Origin of the sequence: Yersinia hibernica (genome assembly GCF_004124235.1) — a bacterium.
GTDB lineage: Bacteria > Pseudomonadota > Gammaproteobacteria > Enterobacterales > Enterobacteriaceae > Yersinia > Yersinia hibernica.
This window is the reverse complement of record NZ_CP032487.1, coordinates 818,339-840,814: the sequence shown is the minus strand read 5'-3', so window position 1 is coordinate 840,814 and position 22,476 is coordinate 818,339. Positions and strand designations below refer to the sequence as shown.

Sequence of the window (22,476 nt, the reverse complement as noted above, 5' to 3'; positions counted from 1 at the left end):
GGCGATAGATCGCAAAATGTGATCGGGCGTAAATCACGCCATCCCAGTGAAGCTATCATACGCATGAATAATTCTACGGCAAGACTGCGAATCCACCTTTATTTGCGCTACAATCCCACAAATTACCTGAAAAGCACCAACCACTCTTTGATTACTGCGCCCACTTCACTTATTTTCCATGTAGCTCAAACAGAATGCAGACCTTGCTATGCCTTTTCACCTGCTTTCAGATACAATTTCGCCACTCACTAACTGTATGCAAGGCTAGGCAATGAGCTATATTGTGGCCCTCACTGGTGGAATCGGCAGTGGCAAAAGTACTATCGCGAATGCATTCGCCAATCTCGGTGTACCCGTTGTTGATGCTGATATTATTGCCCGCCAAGTGGTCGAGCCGGGCAAGCCAGCATTGGCCGATATTGCTTCCCGCTATGGTGAAACTATTTTGCAGACAGATGGCACATTGAACCGTGCGGCATTACGCGCAAAAATTTTCAGTGAGCCGCAGGAAAAAGCATGGTTAAATTCATTGTTGCATCCACTGATTCAACAGGAAACTCAACGTCAACTCGCCAGTATTCATGGGCCATATGTACTTTGGGTTGTTCCCTTGTTGATTGAAAATGGTTTACATCACCGTGCCAATCGTGTGTTAGTGGTAGATGTAGCACCTGAAATACAACTCGCCAGGACAATGGCGAGAGATGGCATTACCCGCCAGCAGGCAGGACATATCTTAGCTTCACAGGTTTCACGGCAACAGCGGCTAGCCTGTGCTGATGACATTATTGACAATAGCGGCGATCCCATAGTTATCGCCCCGCAAGTTGCTTCATTACACCAGCAGTATTTAAAATTGGCAGCTGCGGCCCAACAGGATCTACATCGATGAGTGACCTCACCTCAACAATACTTTTTGAACACCCGCTCAATGAAAAAATGCGTACCTGGCTGAGAATGGAGTTTTTACTACAACAATTAGAGAGCCAACGTACGTTAGATAATATTGCCAATGCATTAACGTTTTTCCGTACCGCTTCTGATTTAATTGATGTCCTTGAGCGCGGTGAAGTACGCACTGATTTACTTAAAGAATTAGAACGCCAACAACAAAAGTTACAGCAATGGGCTGATATGCCCGGCGTTGATATGTCACTGATTGACTCCTTACGTAGCCAGCTAAAAAGCCGAGCCTCGGTATTAATGTCGGCACCACGTATCGGGCAATCATTAAAAGAAGACCGCTTAATCAGCGTGGTTCGCCAGCGTCTGAGTATCCCCGGCGGCTGTTGTAGTTTTGACTTACCGACTTTGCACACTTGGCTGCACCTGCCCGCAGAACAACGCAACCAGCACATTGCCAAATTGTTAGCAAGCCTGACCCCACTTAATCAGTCGCTGACCATCATTTTGGATCTGATTCGTCAATCTGGCCCACTGCGGCCACAAATCAGCTTAAATGGCTTCTTCCAAGACAATGCTGAAGGGGCTGATTTGCTTAGATTACGTTTGCCGCTAGATCCGCAGTTGTATCCGCAAATTTCCGGCCATAAGACCAGATATGCCATTCGTTTTTTATCGCTCGACAGTGAAAATGGCACCGTGCCGGCTCGTTTATCATTTGAATTAGCCTGCTGCTGAGTTGATAAATTTTAGGAGAAAAAACATGGAAACCGAAGAAATAGAGGTTAACTGCCCGACCTGTGGAAAAGTCGTTATTTGGGGTGAACAAAGCCCTTATCGCCCATTCTGTTGCAAACGCTGCCAACTGATTGACTTAGGCGAGTGGGCTGATGAAGAAAAACGAATCCCGAGTCATGGTGAACAATCCGACAGTGATGAATGGAGTGAAGAAGACCCCCTTAAGCACTGAAAACGTTAACTAATGACCAGAGTGGAGCAAACGCCATGTTGCTCCATCTTAATAGCCCAAGAGCACTAGGCGGTGAGTAGCTCAATGATGGATTTATTGGCTGGCGGGAACTCTTCAGCCACCAAATTAGATTGGTTCACCCAGCGCATCGGCTGCCCCTCGCGGCCAAAGGGTTCACCATCCCATGTTTCAACCATATAGAAACTTAATGTCACGATGCGGTCAGTAAAAGTGTGCTCCAACACTTTAAGCAAAACCGCCTCTTTCACCGTAATTCCTGTCTCTTCCAACAGTTCACGTTTTAATGCGATTTCCGCTGTTTCACCCTGCTCAACCTTACCGCCAGGGAATTCCCAAAATCCGGCCATATGAGAATCAGCAGCGCGTTGGGTAATAAAAATCTCCTGCTGGGAGTTGCGGATAATCCCTACCGCAATGTGTAAGTGTTTCAATTCTTTCTCTCCTGATCAGGGCATAAATGCAGGTTTGAGTATTCTTGCTTTTATCTTATCTGTTCTAAAATAGATGGACAAAAAAAGGTCAAAATAAAGGGCGGTTTTTAACCCGCCCTTATTATCAGCCATTACCGCTGCTTAAAATATTACTGTAGGCGGCCGTGGCACTGCTTGTATTTCTTACCAGAGCCACATGGGCACGGATCATTACGCCCGACTTTGCGTTCAAGACTAGCAGCAACATTGACTTCGTCTTGTGACATCAGGGCACTGTTATCAGCCTGATGACTCAATTGTTGCTGTTTAGCTAAACGCTCCGCTTCCTCACGGCGTTGAACTTCCAATGCTTCCACTTCTTCCGGCATCCGCACCTGTACTTTACTCAGCACGCTAATCACTTCATATTTCAGTGATTCCAACATGGCCGCAAACATAGCAAAAGATTCACGCTTATATTCTTGCTTAGGATCTTTCTGTGCATAACCACGTAAATGGATGCCCTGACGCAGATAATCCATTGCCGCCAGATGCTCTTTCCACAAGGAATCAAGTGTTTGAAGCATAACGCCTTTTTCAAAGTTGCGCATCATATCAATGCCGACAACTTCTTCTTTGCGCTGATAAACCTCGATTGCCTGTTGCAGGATCCGCTCACGCAATGTTTCTTCATGCAGTTGTGGCTCGTCTTCCAGCCATTGAGCAATCGGCATATCCAGGTCGAAATCATTTTTCAGACGTTGCTCTAAGCCTTCAACATCCCACATTTCTTCCAGAGACTGGGTTGGAATATAGCTGTCGATAACTGTTTTTAAGACATCCTCACGAATACTATTGATGGTTTCGCTAACATCAGACACATCCAACAGTTCGTTACGTTGGCTGTAAATCGCCCGGCGCTGGTCGTTAGCCACATCATCATATTCAAGCAATTGTTTACGAATATCGAAGTTACGGCTTTCCACTTTACGCTGCGCGTTAGCAATAGCTTTAGTGACCCACGGATGCTCAATCGCTTCGCCCGGCTTCATGCCCAATTTGCGCATCATGCCAGACACACGGTCAGAGGCAAAAATACGCATCAAAGCATCTTCCATTGATAGATAGAAACGTGAAGAACCGGCATCACCTTGACGGCCTGCACGGCCACGTAGCTGGTTATCGATACGGCGTGACTCATGGCGCTCAGTACCAATGATATGCAGACCACCTGATGCGAGTACCGCATCATGGCGAACTTGCCATGCCGCTTTAATCGCCGCAATTTGGTCTTCAGTTGGGTCTTCCAGCAAGGCAATCTCACTCTGCCAGCTGCCGCCCAACACGATGTCAGTACCACGACCCGCCATGTTGGTCGCGATAGTTACCGCACCCGGTTGCCCCGCCTGAGAAACAATTTCCGCTTCCATGGCGTGGAATTTGGCATTCAGAACTTTATGTTCAATACCGGCTTTAGTGAGCTCAGCAGAAACCACTTCAGATTTTTCAATCGAGATGGTCCCCACCAACACCGGCTGGCCGTTTGCAGTGCGCTCACGGATATCCTCGATAATTGCACCAATTTTTTCCTGCTCAGTCATATAGACTAAATCAGCCAAATCCTTACGAATCATCGGGCGGTTGGTTGGTACAACAATGGTATCCAGCTTATAAATGGAGCTGAATTCAAATGCTTCAGTATCCGCAGTACCGGTCATACCGGCCAGTTTTTCATAGAGGCGGAAGTAGTTTTGGAAAGTAATTGAAGCCAGTGTCTGGTTTTCGTTCTGGATTTCTACGCCTTCTTTGGCCTCCACAGCCTGATGCAAACCATCTGACCAACGGCGGCCTTGCATGGTACGCCCGGTGTGTTCGTCAACAATGATAACTTCACCGTCTTTTACGATGTAATCTACATCACGGGTGAATAACACGTGAGCACGCAGAGCAGCCGTGACATGGTGCATCAACATGATGTTAGCTGGAGAATACAGCGATTCCCCTTCTTCCATGATGCCAGCATCCATTAACATTTGTTCAATCAGAATCAGCCCACGTTCAGTCAGGTGAACCTGGCGCGACTTCTCATCCACAGAGAAATGGCCTTCACCCTGGAAAGTGTCTGAATCTTCTTTTTCCTGACGAATCAGTTTTGGAATCAGCTTATTCACCCGAATATACATTTCGGAGCTATCTTCAGCTGGCCCCGAAATAATCAGCGGGGTACGGGCTTCATCGATCAAGATGGAGTCGACCTCATCCACCAATGCATAATGCAGCTTGCGTTGCACACGTTCTTCAGGACTGAACGCCATGTTATCGCGCAGATAGTCAAAACCGAATTCGTTGTTAGTACCATAGGTGATATCAGCCGCATAAGCAGCACGCTTAGCAGGTGCGGCCATATTCGGCAGGTTGATACCGACACTCAAGCCCAAGAACTCGAACAAGGGGCGGTTATTTTCGGCGTCACGTTGCGCCAAATAATCGTTGACGGTGACCACGTGAACACCACGGCCGCTTAACGCATTCAGGTAAGCTGGCAAGGTTGCCGTCAGGGTTTTACCCTCACCAGTACGCATTTCTGCGATGCATCGTTCGTTCAGTACCATACCGCCCAGCAGCTGTACATCGAAGTGGCGCATGCCAAACACACGTTTACTGGCTTCGCGCACTACAGCAAAAGCTTCAGGAATCAAGGTTTCCAGCACTGCACCTTTTGCCAGGCGCTCACGGAATTCATCAGTTTTGCCACGTAATTCAGCATCGGTCAGCTTTTCAACTTCAGGCTCCATGCGGTTGATAATATCAACCACTTTGCGCATACGACGCAGGGTACGATCATTACGGCTGCCAAAAACTTTAGTTAATAATTTGATTAGCATGATTCTTAATATCTCTTACAAGACCATCAAACCGACGGCCAAAGGTTGTATAAAATGGGGGTAAACCAAGGAAATAATTAACTCAAATTGGCAGGCCCGGCGCGGATACCTTGCACTTGTGCAAGCCAAAGCCCGGGTTTGTCTAACGAAAGAATGGGACGTCTAACCTGCTCGGTATAACGAATAATTGCCGGAGGCTTGAACTCGTGTGTCAGCAGCGCATTCAGGGTATCCAACAATGCAAGTTGTTGAATTTGAGACGGCTGCACTTGTTCGATTGCTACATTTTCTTGCACTCGCGCATAAGCTGCTTGCGGTGCCAGAGCAAATGAAAGATGGCGAATAACCGTGCGCAGTGCATGCTGTTGCCAATAGTCTACGCTGAATGAAGGGCGACGATGCATATCATGCAGCAATGCCAAACTGTTAAAGTTTGTCGCACCGTAATTCTGACGGCTTTGGCTTGCTGCGGTGTTCGGTATCGCAGCTTGATCAGGAACGCCAGCTAGGTTTGATGGCACGCCAAGACTCGCCGCGACCATCCCCAACAGGAGATGCGGCCAGAAATAACGTCTACCAAATTGTCGCCAACGATTTAGAATACCGATCACGAGTTTAAAATCCGCCGGAGCCTTGTCAATGCGCGAAAGCCGCCCACAATTATTAGATGTTCTGTTCGATGATGCAATTGCAGCAGAGAAGGGACCGCTGCATAACGTACAACAACGCGCTACAGCACTGTTAAAACTTAACCGTGCAGTTAAAGGATTGCTCCCTTCACAATTGCAGCCGTGGTGCCGTGTTGCTAACTACCGACAGAGTGTTTTAGTGCTAGAGACCGCGAACGCCAGCTGGTTAATGCGCTTGCGTTATGAACAACCGGCGTTACTCTCTGCACTCCGAGCACAAATTCTACCATCATTGTCTTCAATCGACATCAGGATTAATCCGTCGTTAATGACAAGCGGCCATAACATGATGCAAGATGCCGCAAAATCGCCACAAGATCCTGAGAATTCTCCGCCATTACGTCATCTAAGTTTGGAAAGTGCTAAGGAATTAAGAGGATTAGCGAGCCGTAGCCCTGAAAAACTGAGGACAATATTGGAACGATTGGCTGCGTTGGCCGGAGAGAGTGCCAACGCAACCAAAAGTGATAAATAAATTTAGTAAGCTAATACTGTAGACGGCGCTTTGAAAGCCAATGGCATTTCGGCTTCGTCTTGGAACGTCACAAATTCCCATGCTTCTTGCTTAGCTAAAACAGCCTGCAATAGCTTGTTATTTAGTGCGTGGCCAGATTTGTACGCAGTAAATGCGCCAATAATATTGTGGCCGCACATAAACAGGTCGCCGATAGCATCTAGCATTTTGTGACGAACAAATTCATCTTCGAAGCGCAGGCCATCTTCGTTTAGCACGCGGTAATCATCCACCACGATGGCACAATCGAAACTACCGCCCAGGCACAAACCACGGGACTGCAAATATTCGATATCACGCATGAAACCAAAAGTACGCGCACGGCTGATTTGGCGGACGAATGAATCGGCCGAGAAATCTAAACGGTAACGCTGTGTACTTGAGTCAATCGCTGGGTGATTGAAGTCAATGGTAAAATCTAAACGGAAGCCATTAAATGGAGACAATTCAGCCCATTTATCACCATCTTCAACCCGCACCGTCTCTTTCAGACGCAGGAATTTCTTCGCAGAGTTTAACTCTTCGATACCGGCATCCAGCAGCAAGTACACAAATGGACTGGCACTGCCGTCCATAATCGGTACTTCTGGAGCGTTAACTTCAATAATAATGTTATCAATCCCTAACCCTGCCAGAGCAGCGTTGAGATGTTCAACAGTAGAAATACGCACGTCATGCTCATTGACCAGGCAAGTACAGAGCATGGTATCACGCACGGATTTTGCATCTGCCGGAAAATCAACCGGTGGATTCAAGTCAGTGCGACGATAGATGACCCCGGTATTAGCCGGCGCGGGTCGCATAGTCAGCGTGACTTTCTTACCGGTGTGCAAACCGACGCCAGTCGCCTGAACAATACGTTTTAAAGTCCTTTGTTTGATCATCGTTTTATCTCGCAATGTTATCCATCCTACCGACCCAGTTTATAACAAGATCGGCGGGACAGTTTAGCACAAAGAGCGGAGATTCCAATTTTTTCGATAATTAGTCGGCTTGCTTACGCAAAAACGCCGGAATATCCAAATAATCGGGCTCTTTATTAGTTTGAGCAGTTGGGTCATTGACCACTTTAGCCGCAGGCTTAACTTCCTGAGGCAAAGGTGACATGCCATGCTGCTGATAACGATGGTCCATAACAGGCTGAGTCTGCTTGTTGGTAACCAAGGTAATTTCAGGGCGTTTATCCATGCCGATACCGGTCGCAACAACAGTTACGCGCAGTTCGTCGTTCATTTCTGGGTCCAGAGATGTACCGATAACCACGGTCGCATTGTCAGACGCGAATGCACGAATAGTGTTACCCACAGTTTCAAACTCATCCAAACGCAAGTCGAAACCAGCGGTGATGTTGACCAACACACCACGAGCACCAGACAGGTCGATATCTTCCAGCAACGGGCTGGAAATAGCCATTTCTGCTGCTTCTTCAGCACGATCTTCACCGCAAGCAACACCAGAGCCCATCATGGCATAACCCATTTCGGACATCACGGTGCGCACGTCAGCAAAGTCAACGTTCATCAAGCCTGGGCGGGTAATCAGCTCGGCGATACCCTGAACAGCGCCTTTCAACACGTCGTTAGCCGCACCGAATGCATCCAGTAAAGAGATGCCACGCCCCAGAACTTTTAACAACTTATCGTTCGGGATGGTGATCAGTGAGTCCACATGCTTGGACAGTTCAGCAATACCCTGCTCAGCAAATGCCATGCGTTTTTTGCCCTCAAAATTGAAAGGCTTAGTCACCACAGCAACTGTCAGAATACCCAGATCTTTTGCCACTTCAGCAACAACAGGAGCAGCACCAGTACCGGTACCACCGCCCATGCCTGCGGCGATAAAGACCATGTCCGCGCCCTCTAGGGCTGCACGCAGAGCTTCACGGTCTTCTTCTGCTGAATTACGCCCCACTTCTGGGTTTGCGCCAGCCCCCAATCCTTTGGTAATACCGCTACCAATCTGGATGGTTTGGCCAACAGCCGTCTTACGTAGCGCCTGAGCGTCTGTATTAACGGCAAAGAATTCAACACCTTCGATGCGCTCGCGCACCATGTGTTCGACGGCATTACCACCGCCACCACCGACGCCGATGACTTTAATCACCGCGTCATTGGTTAGTTCCATAGGTTCAAACATAGTTTCTCTCCGTTTTGTGCCTGTCGCTTCGAGATCAAAAAATATGTTCAGCATGATCTCTTTGTTAAAACATTAAAACTCTTTTCTCAGCCAGCTATTGATGCGTTTAAACCAATTGCCCACTGAGGCACGTTTTTCTACTTCTGACTCACCACTGAGATGAGATTCTTTACCATAGTGCAACAACCCAACAGCAGTGGAGTAATAAGGTTCCTGTGCATAGTCCGTCAGCCCGGTGATATTGAGCGGTTGGCCGATACGAACTTGGGCGTGAAACACCCGTTGAGCGCATTCAGCCAGACCATCAATTTGTGCCGCTCCGCCCGTCAGCACGATACCGGCTGCCAGATGATGCTTCACGCCTTGCTGACGTAATTGCTCCTGCAATTGTAAAATCTCGTCATTAACCAAATTCAGCAACTCGGTGTAGCGTGGTTCTATAACCTCAGCGAGTGTCTGTCTTTGCAGACTACGCGGAGGGCGTCCGCCAACACTTGGTACTTCTACACTTTCATCCTTGCTGACAATCGACCCGAGCGCACAGCCGTGTCGAACTTTAATCGCTTCCGCATCTGTCGGCGGTGTCCCGAAGGCATAAGCTATGTCGCTGGTGACCACGTTCCCGGCGTAAGGGATAACTTTGGTGTGCCGCAGCGCCCCACCGGTATAGACCGCCATATCCATGGTGCCACCGCCGATGTCGACCACACAAACACCCAGCTCACGTTCATCTTCGGTCAATACGGCATAACTTGCAGCCAAACCGGCAAAAATCAGCTGGTCAACTTTCAGACCACAACGTTCCACCGCTTTGACAATATTCTTCGCCATATCGTTATGGCAGGTAATCAGGTGTACTTTGGCTTGCATCCGCACCCCCGAAAGGCCAACAGGATTTTTGATGCCCTCTTGATAATCAATGGCATATTCCTGTGGAATAACATGCAAGATGCGATGCTCATCACGCACACGTACCGACTTCGCGGTATGCACTACGTTCTCTACATCTTCCTGAGTTACTTCCTCTTCTGAAATAGGAACCATCCCTATTTCATTCTGACAACTGATATGTTTACCCGATAATGCCAGATAGACAGATGAAATTTGACAATCCGCCATTAACTCGGCCTGATCGATAGCGCGCTGTACGCATTTCACTACCGACTCAAGATCATTAACGCCACCCTTATCCATGCCACGGGACGGGCAACTGCCCACCCCAATAATATTGACCATGCCATCGGGCAGAACTTCCCCTACCAATGCGGAGACCTTTGCCGTTCCGATCTCAAGGCCTACTACCAGTTTTCTGTCCGTCGACTTGATCATTGTTGTTTTGCCTGTGCCTGATTCTGTTGCGGATTACTGTTCTGTTGGCCATTTACTGGTGGCTCCCCACCCTGACTGCCGATAAATACCGGAGCCCAACCTATTGAAGCCCCGGTTTCATAGCGCAAATCAACATAACTGACCCGTTTATCTGGCTGCTGTTGCAACATCGGATACAACTCGATGAAACGTTGCAAACGCCCCATGCGGTCATCCCGTCCCAGCTCCAACCGAACATCATTATCTAAGGCCAACTGCCAAGAATGCCTAGCGCTCATCGCCACCATTTTCAGCTGATACTTATTGGCCGTTAACACTTTGCTCATTGCCCGGTAGCCTTCCAGAACATCCTGTTCACTGCCCTCCGGGCCATACAGTAATGGCAATTTCTGTTTGCCGATGCGCTCCGACGGCACACTGAATGACCGCCCCTGCTCATCAACCATGTGCAAATCATTCCAGCGGGCAAAGGGCACATACTCCACCAGATGGATTTTCAGCTCATCCGGCCACTGTTTACGCACACTGGCCTGCTGAATCCAAGGGAGCCTTTCAATCTGCTGCTGGATGATGTTGACATCCTGCGTCATGAAAGTTCCCGGTGCACCCAATGCCAAAATAGCCTGGCGAATATCATCATTGGTGGTGTAATGGCGCTCTCCGGTCACCACCAGTTTCGACAGCGGCAATCGGCTGGCATCTTTCATCCACCCCACCACGACCCACCCACCCCACAGGATGGTTCCCAGCACCATCAGCAGGAAAATCAGCCCTGCCAGTTGGCCTCCGTTACTGCGCCGGGCTGCACTGTTTTCAGCCGCACGTTCGCGCGCATTTAGGGCAGCTTGCGACATATCAGTCAGCCAACGTCAGAATTCGGGCCACCAACTGGGAAAAACTCAACCCATATTGGCGGGCAGCCATCGGCACTAAACTGTGGCTGGTCATCCCCGGGGAAGTATTCACTTCCAGCAGGTAGAAACGGCCATCGCTGTCTTGCATCACGTCAACCCGGCCCCAACCACTGCAACCTAGAGCTTGATAAGCTTGCAATGCCAATGCCGCCAACTGCTGCTCTAACTCAGCACTCAAGCCACTTGGGCAGAAATACTGGGTTTCATCAGACAAATATTTAGCTGCATAATCATAAAATACACCAGGGACCTGAATCCGGATCGAGGGTAAAACCTCGTCACCCAAAATAGCGACGGTGAATTCCGGCCCACTCAACCATTTTTCAATCAGCACATCAGTGTCATGACGGAAAGCTTCAACCAGAGCCTCTTGCAGCTCACTGGCCTTATCAACCTTACTCATCCCAACGCTAGAGCCTTCATGGCTTGGCTTAACAATTAATGGCAGGCCAAGCTTAGCGACACATGCCGCCAATTCCTCTGAGGAAAGTGTTTCAAACTGTTGGCGATTGAGCGCGACATAAGGCGAAATGGGCAAACCTGAAGCTTGCCACACCAATTTGGTGCGCAATTTGTCCATCGTCAGCGCCGATGCCATCACGCCGCTGCCAGTGTATGGCAGTTGCAAAAACTCCAACACACCTTGCAGCGTACCGTCTTCACCACCACGCCCATGCAGCGCGATAAAGACCTTATCAAAACCTTGCTCTTTAAGCTGAGTTACCGGGAAGTCTTTAGTATCAATGCCATACGCATCAATACCCGCTTCTTTCAAGCCCGCTAAAACTGCCTGACCGGATAGCAATGACACTTCACGTTCAGCGGAGGTACCACCCAGCAGTACCGCGACTTTCTCAGCCATGATGTTCCTCGTCTTTTGTCTGTGGCTGCAATTTAAGCTCAGCCAATTTACGGGCAATTTTACCAATGTTACCCGCGCCCTGAACCAGAATCAGGTCATCGCCATTCAGCACTTGCGCTAATACATCTGGAACAGTGTCGCTGTCTGACACCAAAATAGGATCCAGCTTGCCACGATTACGAATAGTGCGGCACAGCGAGCGGCTATCAGCCCCTGGGATCGGCGGTTCACCGGCGGCATACACATCCAGCATCAGTAAAACATCGACTTGCGACAGAACATTGGCAAAGTCGTCATACAAATCACGAGTTCGGGTATAACGGTGCGGCTGGAAAACCATCACAATGCGCTTATCCGGCCAGCCAGCACGCGCCGCTTTAATCGTGGCATCCACCTCTGTCGGATGATGGCCATAGTCATCGACCAACATGGCGCTGCCCTCTTTGCCATTCACCGCTGCCAGCGAGAAGTTGCCGAGGAAATCAAAACGGCGGCCGGTTCCCTGGAACCCTGCCAGCGCACGCAAGATATCATCATCTGCAATGCCCTCTTCAGTGGCCACCGCCACTGCCGCCGCGGCGTTCAGCGCGTTATGGCGGCCCGGTGCATTCAAGGTCACTGTCATCAACGGCTTATCCAGACGTTTGAGTGTAAAGTGCCCTTGCGGGCCGTCCTGACGATAGCTGGCAATCTGCACATCGGCATCATCACTAAAACCATACGTGGTGATATGGCGGCCAACACGCGGCAACAACTCACGCACCACCGGGTCATCGATACACATCACCGCGCGGCCGTAGAATGGCAAGTTGTGCAAAAAGTTAATAAATGTCTGTTTTAAATTCTCAAAGTCGCCCTGATAGGTATCCATATGGTCGGCTTCGATATTAGTGATAATCGCCACCATCGGCTGCAAATGCAGGAATGATGCATCACTCTCGTCAGCTTCCGCAATCAAATAGCGACTGGAGCCTAAGCGGGCATGCGTTCCTGCCGCTTTAACCAAACCGCCATTCACAAATGTTGGGTCCAACCCCGCCTCGGCATAAATACTGGAAACCATCGCGGTAGTGGTAGTTTTACCGTGGGTACCGGCCACCGCAATACCATGGCGATAGCGCATCAGTTCTGCCAACATTTCTGCCCGGCGAATCACTGGAATACGGGCCTCGCGAGCCGCGACAATCTCCGGGTTATCCGCCGAAATTGCGGTTGAAACCACCACCACGCTAGCATCCAACACGTTTTCTGGGCGGTGATTGAAATAAATCTGGGCGCCCAATGACGTCAAATGCTGCGTTACCGGGTTGGGAGCCAAATCTGAACCGCTAATCTGATAACCTTCATTTGCCAACACTTCAGCGATACCACCCATGCCAGCACCACCGATGCCAACAAAGTGAATGTGCCGGACGCGACGCATCTCGGGCACGATAGTACGTAGTTTCGCTAGTTGTTGTGTATTCACGTTTTCTTCACTTTTTTATCTGTTGCATATTCACAGCTCGCATTAATTGCCAGCCATTCATTATTTATTTCATTTACTGGCAGCGACCACTTCGGCGGCCACTCGCTCAGTGGCATCAGGAATCGCCACCTGCCTGGCCCGCTCTGCCATGGCTAATAATGTTGCGCGATCCCACTCAGCTAACAGACGGCTCACCGCTTGTGCAGTAAATTGCGGCTGTTCGATAATCTTGGCCGCCCCGGCTTTTTCCAGCGGCAAAGCATTCCAATATTGCTGCCGGTCTTTATGCTGGAAAGGCACAAAAATCGCGGGTAACCCTGCGGCAGCTACTTCACTGACCGTCAACGCCCCCGAACGGCACACCACGACATCGGCCCAAGCATAAGCCGCCGCCATATCATCAATAAACTCGACCACCTGATGCTTATCAGCCTGCCCTGCTTGCTGGTAGGCGGCTAATACATCGGGTAACGCGCCTTTGCCCACTTGGTGCCAGACGGTAATCTGCTCACCCAGTGTGGCCGCAACCTGCGGCAGAGTTTGATTCAGCACGCGCGCGCCTTGGCTGCCACCAATAACCAGCACCCGAATCGGCCCTACGCGGTCACTGAGGCGCTCAGCCGGCAGCGGCAATGCCAAGACATCGGTCCGCACCGGATTCCCCACCACTTCGGCATTTGGGAATGCGCCGGGAAATGCCTGTAAAACCTTTTTCGCGATCTTAGCCAGCCAGCGGTTAGTCAAGCCCGCAATGCCATTTTGCTCATGCAAAACCACCGGAATGCCACACAACCATGCGGCCAAACCACCGGGGCCAGAAACATAACCGCCCATCCCCAGCACCACATCCGGCTGGTAATCGCGCATGATTTTCTTCGCCTGACGCACCGCGCGATAAATTCGCACCGGGGCGGTCAACTGGGCCATCAGCCCCTTACCCCGTAAACCAGAAATCTGAATGAAATCAATTTCAATGCCGTTTTTGGGTACCAATGACGCTTCCATTCGGTCTGCGGTACCGAGCCAACGCACCTGCCAGCCTTGCGCCATCAGATGATGTGCCACGGCCAAACCGGGGAAGACATGCCCCCCAGTGCCACCCGCCATCACCATTAAGCGCTTGGTCTTGCCACTCATCGGGCACTCCTTACAAACGCCTGAGCTTTTGCCAGACGTGTTTCAAAATCAATACGTAACAACAGCACTATCGCGGTTGACATAATAATCAGGCTTGAACCACCGTAACTTATCAGGGGTAATGTCAAACCTTTGGTTGGCAACATCCCGGCAGCAGCCCCAACGTTAACCAGCGCCTGGAAACTGAACCAGACCCCGATAGAACAGGCCAAAAAGCCAGAAAATCGCTGGTCTATCTCTAACGCGCGACGCCCAATGGACATAGCACGAAAAGCGACGAAGAATACCATTAACAATGCAAGAACCACACCGAAATACCCGAGTTCCTCGCCTAAAATCGAGAAAATAAAGTCGGTGTGCGCTTCCGGTAAATACTCCAGTTTTTGCACTGAATTTCCCAGTCCTTGCCCCCAAAATTCACCACGACCAAAAGCCATTAATGATTGGGTTAACTGGTAGCCGCTACCGAACGGATCTTCCCACGGATTCCAGAACGAAGTGACACGGCGCATACGGTAAGGTTCGGCCACAATCAATAGACCCACGGCAAAAATACCGGAGCCGATAATCGCCAGAAACTGCCACATTTTGGCCCCAGCCAGAAACAGCATCGCCAGGGTCGTGACAAACAGCACCACCACCGTGCCTAAATCGGGCTGCGCCAGTAATAACACCGCCAGAATCACCATCACGCCCATCGGTTTACAGAAGCCCCAGAAGTTACTGCGCACCTCTTCAACTTTGCGCACCAGATAGCTGGCGAGATAACAAAACAGTGATAGCTTGGATAACTCCGCTGGCTGAATACGCAATGGCCCCAATGCAATCCAGCGCGATGCCCCGTTGACTGAGCTCCCCACCACCAGTACCACCAGCAGCATTACTATGGAAATCAATAACATAATATTGCTATAGCGCTGCCAAATTTCCATTGGGATGCGCAAAGTCACCAGCGACAAACCGAATGCCAGTGCCAGATACAGCGCATCACGTTTGGCAAACAGGAAAGGGTCACTGGCCAGGCGCTGACCAATCGGCATCGAAGCCGACGTCACCATCACAAAACCGATAATCGCCAAACCGAATGTCAGCCACAGCAAGGTTCTGTCGTAAAGCACCATGCTGGTGGTGTCGCTTTCGCGCGATCCCATCACAAAATGTTTTACTGTATTAAACAGCCCCAGCCCCGGCATACGCATCAGCCCAACTCCTCTGCCAGACGAGCAAACTCATTACCGCGTTGCTCGAAATTGCGGAATTGATCCAAACTGGCACAAGCTGGCGACAATAACACCATATCTCCCGGGGTTAATGATTTCGCCAGCAGCACCATAGCTTGCTCCATGGTCTCAGTGCGTTGCGAGACTTCTGGGCGCAGTTGCGCCAGTTGCTCGCCATCACGGCCAAAGCAATAAATCTTGATATGGTCGCCTTGCAAGAAGCGAGTTAATCCAGAGAAATCAGCGGATTTGCCATCGCCACCCAGCAACAGGTGTAAAGTGCCATCCAGCTGTAAACCATCCAATGCCGCTTCGGTGCTGCCAACATTGGTCGCCTTGGAATCATTAATCCAGCGCACCCCATGCTGCTCAAAAACCAACTGAAAACGGTGGGGTAACCCGGTAAAGTTAGTCAACGCGGTCAAACTTGATGAGCGCGGAATACCGACAGCATCAGCCAGCGCCAGTGCCGCCAGCGCATTGGTATAGTTATGCCGCCCGGTCAATTTCATTTCCCGGGTATTCAGCACTTTCTCACCGCGCACTCGCAGCCAAATTTCGCCCTGCTGTTTATTGAGATGATAATCACCGACATCCACCCCAAAGCTAATACAGCGGCTATCCGCACCACGCACTGGCATGGTGAGCGCGTCATCGGCATTCACAACACAAACTTTAGCGTTTTCATACACCCGCAGTTTGGCTGCGCGATATTGCTGCAAACCGAACGGATAACGGTCGGTGTGATCTTCTGTGACATTCAATATGGTGGCAGCACTGGCGCGTAAACTTGATGTTGTTTCCAGCTGGAAGCTGGATAACTCCAATACCACCAACTGGTTTTCTTGTTTCAGTAAGCTCAGCGCCGGAACACCAATATTGCCGCCCACACCAACCTGCCAGCCAGCCGCTTTGGCCATTTCGCCCACCAGTGTGGTCACGGTGCTTTTACCGTTAGAGCCGGTAATCGCCACTACTGGGGCCTGATTTTCACGGCAGAACAGTTCAATATCGCCGACAATCTCAACACCGGCATCAGCCGCTTCACTCAATGCCGGATGTGCCAGTGCAATACCGGGGCTGGCGACAATCAAATCAGCCGCCAGCAACCACTGCGGATGCAAATCCCCCACATGGCGCTCAACACTTTCAGGTAACTTATCCAAGCCCGGCGGGTTGATTCGGGTATCCATCACACGCGGCGTTACGCCACGCGCGATAAAGAAATCAACGCAGGAAAGGCCGGTTAGCCCCAGCCCGATAATGACCACTTGTTTACCCTGATAATCAACCATAATTACCGCACCTTCAGCGTCGCCAGGCCAATCAGCACCAGCATCAGCGAAATAATCCAGAAGCGCACAATCACCCGCGGTTCTGGCCAGCCTTTAAGTTCGTAATGATGATGAATCGGGGCCATGCGGAAAATCCGCTGCCCACGTAACTTAAAGGAACCGACTTGCAAAATGACCGACAGTGTTTCCACCACAAACACCCCGCCCATAATCACTAATAAAAACTCTTGGCGCAGTAATACCGCGATGGTGCCCAGCGCGCCGCCCAGGGCCAATGAGCCGACATCACCCATAAAGACTTGGGCCGGGTAGGTGTTAAACCACAAGAAGCCCAGCCCAGCGCCCACAATCGCGGTGCAGACAATCACCAGCTCACCGGCATGACGCAGGTAAGGAATGTGCAGATAGGCGGCAAAATTCATGTTACCGGTCGCCCAAGCCACCAAGGCAAAGCCGCCCGCCACAAAGACTGTCGGCATAATTGCCAGCCCATCTAACCCGTCGGTCAGATTGACCGCGTTACTGGTGCCCACAATCACGAAGTAGGCCAGCAAGATATACAGCAAGCCCAGCTGCGGCATGATGTCTTTGAAGAATGGCACCACCAGCTCAGTGGCTGGGGTATCTTTGCCGATGCTGTACATCGCGAAAGCCGCGGCCAGCGCTATCACCGATTGCCAGAAATATTTCCAACGCGCAATCAGGCCTTTAGTGTCTTTGCGCACCACTTTGCGGTAGTCATCGATAAAACCGACAATCCCATAGCCGATCAGAATAAACAGCACGCACCACACATACGGGTTAGAGGGGTAAGCCCACATCAAAACAGAAATGGTGATGGAGAACAGAATCATCAGCCCGCCCATGGTGGGCGTGCCGCGCTTACTGAAATGCGACTCTGGCCCATCATTACGGACAACCTGGCCAATCTGCAATTTCTGTAAGTAAGAAATCAGATATGGCCCCATCCACAATGAAATGACTAATGCAGTCAACAAGCTGACAATGGCGCGGAACGTCAAATAGGAAAAGACGTTAAAGCCCGAGTAAAATTTTACTAAGTATTCAGCCAACCAAACTAGCATGATGCCCTCTCCTGTAACGCACGCACGACATTTTCCATGGCGGCGCTACGTGAACCTTTAATTAAGACAGTGATAACCGGGTGTTCGAGCAGCAATTCACTCACACGCGCGGCGATTGCCCTCTTATCCTGGAAATGTTCGCCACACCCGCTCGCGTCACTCAGCACCTGGCTCAAGCTGCCAACACTCAACACTTTATCAATACCGGCTTGTTTCGCGGCTTCACCCACCTGACGGTGGCACTCGACGGCGGTCTCACCCAATTCAGCCATATCACCCACCACCATCACCCGGTAGCCCGGCATTTCAGCCAGCACTTGGGCCGCGGCGGTCATGGAGCCGACATTGGCGTTGTAGCTGTCATCAAGTAGCAACTGATTAGCCGCCAATTGCAGCGGGAATAAGCGGCCCGGCACCGCCTGTAGCTGAGTTAGCCCTTGGCGTACCGCAGCCAAATCTGCGCCAACGGACAGAGCAAGTGCTGCTGCGGCTAATGCATTAGCAATGTTGTGTCGCCCCGGTAGCGGCAACTCAATGTCGACAGCGCCCAGCGGAGAATGCAGAGTGAAATAGGTTGCTTGCGGCGTAATACGCACATCACTGGCATAAAAATCGACATTTTCCGCCACATTTGGTGAAAAATACCAGACGCGCTTGTTATGCAGAGTTTCCTGCCAGTGCGGCCAGTCATTGCTGTCCGCATTAATAATGGCGGTGCCATTAGCCGGCAAACCGGCAAAAATCTCGCCCTTAGCGCGCGCCACACCGGCAAGTGAGCCAAACCCCTCCAAATGTGCGGCCGACAAATTGTTGACCAAGGCACTTTCCGGGCGGCTTAAATCGGTGGTGTAGGCAATTTCGCCCACATGATTAGCACCCAGCTCAATCACGGCGAAATCATGTTCTGGCGTCAGGCGCAGCAGAGTCAGTGGCACGCCAATATCGTTATTAAAGTTACCGGCGGTATACAGCACCTGGCCACATTGGCGCAAAATCGCTGCAACCATTTCTTTTACCGAGGTTTTACCGGATGATCCAGTCAATGCGACCACGCGAGCGGGCACTTGCTGGCGCACCCAGGCAGCTAATTGCCCCAGTGCCAGCCGGGTGTCTTTAACCACTAATTGCGGTGCCCCCCCCAGTAAGCGTTTACTTACTAGCAAAGCTCCGGCACCAGCGGCAACAGCATCTTCTGCAAAATCATGCCCATCAAAACGCTCGCCTTTCAGCGCCACGAATAAACAGCCCGGCGTAACTTTGCGGGTATCAATGGTCACTTCGGTGATATCGATGCTATCGCCAATTAATTCAGCGTTAAGCAACTCGGACAAGAAATGCAGCGAGACCTTAATCATGCCAACACCCCCAACAAGCGGGCGACGGTCACGCGGTCGGAGTAATCCAGCCGGCGATTGCCAACTAATTGATAATCTTCATGCCCTTTGCCAGCAACCAACACCACATCGTCTTGTTTGGCTTGCATGATGGCACTGGTGACGGCTTCAGCACGACCATGAATGGCCTGCGCGTGACCGGCATCCAGCAAGCCGGCAAGAATGTCAGCGATAATAGCCTGCGGTTCTTCGCTGCGCGGGTTATCGTCGGTGACAACAACACGGTCAGCCAGTTGTTCCGCGATACCGCCCATAAGTGGGCGCTTACCTTTGTCACGGTCACCACCGCAACCAAACACACACCACAACTGGCCTTTACAATGCAAACGCGCCGCCGCCAGCGCTTTTTCCAACGCATCTGGGGTATGGGCATAATCGACCACAACTGTCGGTTTACCCGGCGCATTAAACACCTCCATCCGCCCGCACACCGGCAGCAATTGAGGTGCAGCGGCTAATAGCTGTGCCAGCGGGTAACCCAGTGAAAGCAATGTTGACAGGGCGACCAGAAGGTTACTGACATTGAATGCCCCCATCAGGCGGCTTTCTAACTGGCCTTGACCCCAGCTTGAGTCAAAAGCAATGCTGGCACCGTTGTCGTGATAGTGAACTTGGCTGGCGGAGAGCCACCGGCCATTCCAGCCCTGCGGAATATTGCCCGCCATACTGACGGCGACAGCTTGCGGCAACTGCCCTAACCAGCGGCGTCCTACCTCATCATCAGCATTAATAATTTTGTGTTCGGATTGATGGGTAGAAAACAGCAGCCATTTCGCCGCTTCGTAACTCGCCATATTGCCGTGATAATCCAAATGGTCGCGGCTTAAGTTAGTGAACACGGCGGCGGCAAACGGCAATGCCGCCACCCGGTTTTGAATCAAACCATGAGAAGAAACTTCCATTGCGGCGAAAGTGGCCCCTTGGTCAACCAAATTACGCAGCAAATGTTGGATATCAACTGCTGAGCCGGTGGTGTTCTCCGTCGGGATAACCTGCCCCAACAAACCATTGCCCACCGTCCCCATCACTGCGCTGGTTTCGCCCAGCGCTTGACTCCATTGGGCCAATAATTGACTGGTGGTGGTTTTGCCGTTCGTGCCGGTCACCCCCACCAAACGTAATGCAGACCCCGGCTGATGGTAAAATTGCCCCGCCAGTTTGGATAAGTGCTGATTCAAATTACGCAGATAAATAACCGGTACACCATGCATCTCGACCATACTGGCATCCGGCGCTACACCATCAGCTTCAGCCACCACCGCCGCCACACCTTGTGCGATGGCTTGCGGGATATAGCGACGCCCGTCCGTCTGATGGCCGACAACAGCGACAAACAAATCCCCGGCAGCGGCAACACGGCTGTCTAATGTCATTTCCCGTAGCGCACGCTCCGGGACGTCTAGCCCCCAAGGAGCGAGTAAGTCGCGCAAGTTACGATCTGCCACCTGAACCCTCTTTTTTATTAATCACTAATTCGCTTTTATCACCAGTGGGTAATGCATCTGGCTCAATGTTCATGGTGCGCAACACCCCGCCCATGATGGCACCGAACACCGGTGCAGAAACCGCACCACCGTAATATTTCCCTGCTTGCGGGTCGTTGATGACCACAACCAGAGCAAATCTAGGGTTACTCGCGGGCGCTACGCCAGCGGTGTAAGCGAGGTATCGGTCCATATATTTGCCATCTGGGCCGACTTTCTTGGCTGTACCGGTTTTAATGGCGATGCGGTAGCCTTTGATAGCCGCTTTGGTGCCCCCGCCGCCAGGTAATGCCACACTTTCCATCATATGAACCACGGTACGCACCAAGGGTTCGGGGAAAACGCGTTCACCGGCCACTGGCGGGTCAACTTTGGTAATCGACAGCGGGCGGTAAATCCCCATGCTGCCGATGGTTGCATAGACTCGCGCTAGTTGTAACGGCGTTACCATTAGCCCGTAGCCGAAAGAGAAGGTGGCCCTCTCTATGTCAGACCACCGTTGTTTTTTAGGATATAAGCCACTGCTTTCTCCGACCAACCCCAAATTGGTCGCTTTCCCAAACCCAAACTTTGAGTAAGTCTCTACTAAAGCTGAGGATGGCATCGCTAACGCCAGTTTAGAAACACCGACGTTACTCGACTTCTGCAAGATCCCGGTCACGGATAGCTCGGCGTAACGGGCCACGTCTTTAATCTGGTGGCCGTTAACAAAGTACGGCAAGGTATTGAGCACGCTGTTTTCTTTCACTACCCCATGCTGCAATGCCGTCATCACTACCATTGGCTTAACTGTGGAGCCGGGTTCAAAAATATCGGTTATTGCCCGGTTACGCATGGCATCTTTCGGCGTACCGGTCAAATTATTCGGGTTGTAAGATGGGCTGTTGGCCATCGCCAGCACTTCGCCGGTGTTAACATCGACCAGCACTGCGGTACCCGATTCTGCTTTGTTGAAGGCCACCGCATTGTTCAGCTCGCGATAGACCAGCGCCTGTAAACGCTCATCAATACTCAACACCAGATTGTGTGCCGCTTGGCTATCAACTGAAGAAATATCCTCGATGACGCGACCATAGCGGTCTTTACGTACCGTGCGCTCGCCAGGTTGCCCAGTGAGCCAGCGGTCGAAACTTTTCTCAACGCCTTCAATACCTTGGCTATCGATGTTAGTCACACCGATAATATGTGCCATAACCTGCCCAGCTGGATAATAGCGGCGGGATTCCTGGCGCAAATAGATACCGGGCAATTTCAGCTTATGGATGTAATCGCCAATCGCCGGGTTAACTTGGCGCGCCAGATAAACAAAGCGCCCTTTCGGGTTGGCGTTGATGCGGGTTGCCAGTTGGTCAAGCGGGATTTCCAGTGCATCAGACAGTGCTTTCCAACGCGAATCCAGTGTAATACCGCCGCGTTCGGTTAACTCTTTAGGATCAGCCCAAACCGCATTAACCGGAACACTAACAGCCAATGGGCGGCCCGAGCGGTCACTTATCATGCCGCGCGCGGTGGGCACTTCTTGTACCCGCAATGAGCGCATATCGCCCTCACGCACTAACTTATCGGGGTTAATGACTTGCAGATAGGCGGTACGCAGCATCAAGCCGACCAATGCCAACAAAATACAGCCGCATAGCAACGCAAAACGCCAGCTGATAAAGCTGGCTTGTTCTTCTTGGCGCTTTAACTTCCCGGGGCGCGCTGCTTTCATGCGTTACCTTGGCAACGTAGAGTCATGGTGGCGACAAATTCCTTTATTT

At 51.0% G+C, this 22,476-nt stretch carries 20 protein-coding genes; 4 read left to right on the top strand and 16 right to left on the bottom strand.

The genetic code is table 11. From position 1 onward, the window contains the following. Positions 1–271 precede the first annotated feature (271 nt). The 3 genes from coaE to yacG are packed head-to-tail and all read left to right on the top strand — an operon-like array spanning position 272 to position 1,873. Positions 272–892 (top strand): dephospho-CoA kinase, encoded by a 621-nt coding sequence (gene coaE, locus D5F51_RS04000; RefSeq protein WP_129195672.1) that lies wholly within the window; start codon positions 272–274, stop codon positions 890–892. After that, positions 889–1,641 carry a cell division protein ZapD gene (gene zapD, locus D5F51_RS03995; protein ID WP_129195671.1) on the top strand — a complete coding sequence of 251 codons (753 nt, stop codon included), beginning with the start codon at positions 889–891 and terminating at the stop codon, positions 1,639–1,641. Before coaE ends, zapD begins: the two co-directional genes overlap by 4 nt. 25 nt (positions 1,642–1,666) lie before the next feature. Then, positions 1,667–1,873: a DNA gyrase inhibitor YacG gene (gene yacG, locus D5F51_RS03990; protein ID WP_025379499.1), complete on the top strand. Its 207-nt coding sequence runs from the start codon at positions 1,667–1,669 to the stop codon at positions 1,871–1,873. 65 nt (positions 1,874–1,938) lie between these two features. Here yacG and mutT read toward each other — a convergent pair whose 3' ends face one another. From mutT to secM, 3 genes are all read right to left on the bottom strand, one after another. Then, positions 1,939–2,325 (bottom strand): 8-oxo-dGTP diphosphatase MutT, encoded by a 387-nt coding sequence (gene mutT / locus D5F51_RS03985; RefSeq protein WP_129195670.1) that lies wholly within the window; start codon positions 2,323–2,325, stop codon positions 1,939–1,941. Positions 2,326–2,474: 149 nt separating this feature from the next. Continuing rightward, positions 2,475–5,189 (bottom strand): preprotein translocase subunit SecA, encoded by a 2,715-nt coding sequence (gene secA, locus D5F51_RS03980; protein ID WP_129195669.1) that lies wholly within the window; start codon positions 5,187–5,189, stop codon positions 2,475–2,477. 77 nt (positions 5,190–5,266) lie between these two features. After that, complete coding sequence (gene secM / locus D5F51_RS03975; RefSeq protein WP_025379502.1) at positions 5,267–5,800, bottom strand: secA translation cis-regulator SecM; 534 nt, start codon at positions 5,798–5,800, stop codon at positions 5,267–5,269. A 28-nt stretch (positions 5,801–5,828) separates the two neighbouring features. Here secM and D5F51_RS03970 point away from each other — a divergent pair, with 28 nt between their 5' ends. Further along, entirely contained in the window at positions 5,829–6,353 is a 525-nt protein-coding gene (locus D5F51_RS03970) for a DUF721 domain-containing protein (RefSeq protein WP_162301681.1), read from the top strand. A gap of 2 nt (positions 6,354–6,355) precedes the next feature. Here the strand turns inward: D5F51_RS03970 and lpxC are convergent, their stop codons facing one another. The 13 genes from lpxC to D5F51_RS03905 all read right to left on the bottom strand — a co-directional run bounded on the left by lpxC (position 6,356) and on the right by D5F51_RS03905 (position 22,427). Beyond that, the gene (gene lpxC / locus D5F51_RS03965; RefSeq protein WP_004389005.1) at positions 6,356–7,276 is read right to left on the bottom strand and encodes a UDP-3-O-acyl-N-acetylglucosamine deacetylase; all 921 of its coding nucleotides are present in this window, start codon (positions 7,274–7,276) and stop codon (positions 6,356–6,358) included. 100 nt (positions 7,277–7,376) lie between these two features. Next, entirely contained in the window at positions 7,377–8,528 is a 1,152-nt protein-coding gene (gene ftsZ, locus D5F51_RS03960) for a cell division protein FtsZ (RefSeq protein ID WP_025379504.1), read from the bottom strand. 72 nt (positions 8,529–8,600) lie between these two features. Beyond that, a complete protein-coding gene (ftsA, locus tag D5F51_RS03955; protein WP_002210431.1) occupies positions 8,601–9,857 on the bottom strand; it encodes a cell division protein FtsA in 1,257 nt (418 codons plus the stop codon). Next, positions 9,854–10,711: a cell division protein FtsQ gene (gene ftsQ, locus D5F51_RS03950; RefSeq protein ID WP_129195667.1), complete on the bottom strand. Its 858-nt coding sequence runs from the start codon at positions 10,709–10,711 to the stop codon at positions 9,854–9,856. The genes ftsA and ftsQ overlap by 4 nt, the downstream gene beginning before the upstream one ends. Position 10,712: 1 nt before the next feature. After that, the gene (locus D5F51_RS03945; protein ID WP_025379506.1) at positions 10,713–11,633 is read right to left on the bottom strand and encodes a D-alanine--D-alanine ligase; all 921 of its coding nucleotides are present in this window, start codon (positions 11,631–11,633) and stop codon (positions 10,713–10,715) included. Beyond that, positions 11,626–13,101, bottom strand: a complete 1,476-nt coding sequence (murC, locus tag D5F51_RS03940) for a UDP-N-acetylmuramate--L-alanine ligase (protein ID WP_129195666.1) — start codon at positions 13,099–13,101, stop codon at positions 11,626–11,628. Before murC ends, D5F51_RS03945 begins: the two co-directional genes overlap by 8 nt. Before the next feature lie 69 nt (positions 13,102–13,170). Continuing rightward, on the bottom strand, positions 13,171–14,238 hold the full coding sequence (gene murG, locus D5F51_RS03935) for an undecaprenyldiphospho-muramoylpentapeptide beta-N-acetylglucosaminyltransferase (protein ID WP_129195665.1): 1,068 nt from the start codon (positions 14,236–14,238) through the stop codon (positions 13,171–13,173). Continuing rightward, on the bottom strand, positions 14,235–15,437 hold the full coding sequence (ftsW, locus tag D5F51_RS03930) for a cell division protein FtsW (protein ID WP_025379509.1): 1,203 nt from the start codon (positions 15,435–15,437) through the stop codon (positions 14,235–14,237). Before ftsW ends, murG begins: the two co-directional genes overlap by 4 nt. After that, complete coding sequence (gene murD / locus D5F51_RS03925) at positions 15,437–16,753, bottom strand: UDP-N-acetylmuramoyl-L-alanine--D-glutamate ligase (protein WP_129195664.1); 1,317 nt, start codon at positions 16,751–16,753, stop codon at positions 15,437–15,439. Before murD ends, ftsW begins: the two co-directional genes overlap by 1 nt. A 2-nt stretch (positions 16,754–16,755) precedes the next feature. Then, complete coding sequence (gene mraY, locus D5F51_RS03920; protein WP_025379511.1) at positions 16,756–17,838, bottom strand: phospho-N-acetylmuramoyl-pentapeptide-transferase; 1,083 nt, start codon at positions 17,836–17,838, stop codon at positions 16,756–16,758. Beyond that, entirely contained in the window at positions 17,832–19,193 is a 1,362-nt protein-coding gene (gene murF / locus D5F51_RS03915; RefSeq protein ID WP_129195663.1) for a UDP-N-acetylmuramoyl-tripeptide--D-alanyl-D-alanine ligase, read from the bottom strand. The genes mraY and murF overlap by 7 nt, the downstream gene beginning before the upstream one ends. Continuing rightward, positions 19,190–20,677 (bottom strand): UDP-N-acetylmuramoyl-L-alanyl-D-glutamate--2,6-diaminopimelate ligase, encoded by a 1,488-nt coding sequence (gene murE / locus D5F51_RS03910; protein WP_162301680.1) that lies wholly within the window; start codon positions 20,675–20,677, stop codon positions 19,190–19,192. Before murE ends, murF begins: the two co-directional genes overlap by 4 nt. Continuing rightward, positions 20,664–22,427, bottom strand: coding sequence for a peptidoglycan glycosyltransferase FtsI (locus D5F51_RS03905; protein WP_025379514.1), 1,764 nt, complete (start codon positions 22,425–22,427; stop codon positions 20,664–20,666). Before D5F51_RS03905 ends, murE begins: the two co-directional genes overlap by 14 nt. Positions 22,428–22,476 lie beyond the last annotated feature (49 nt).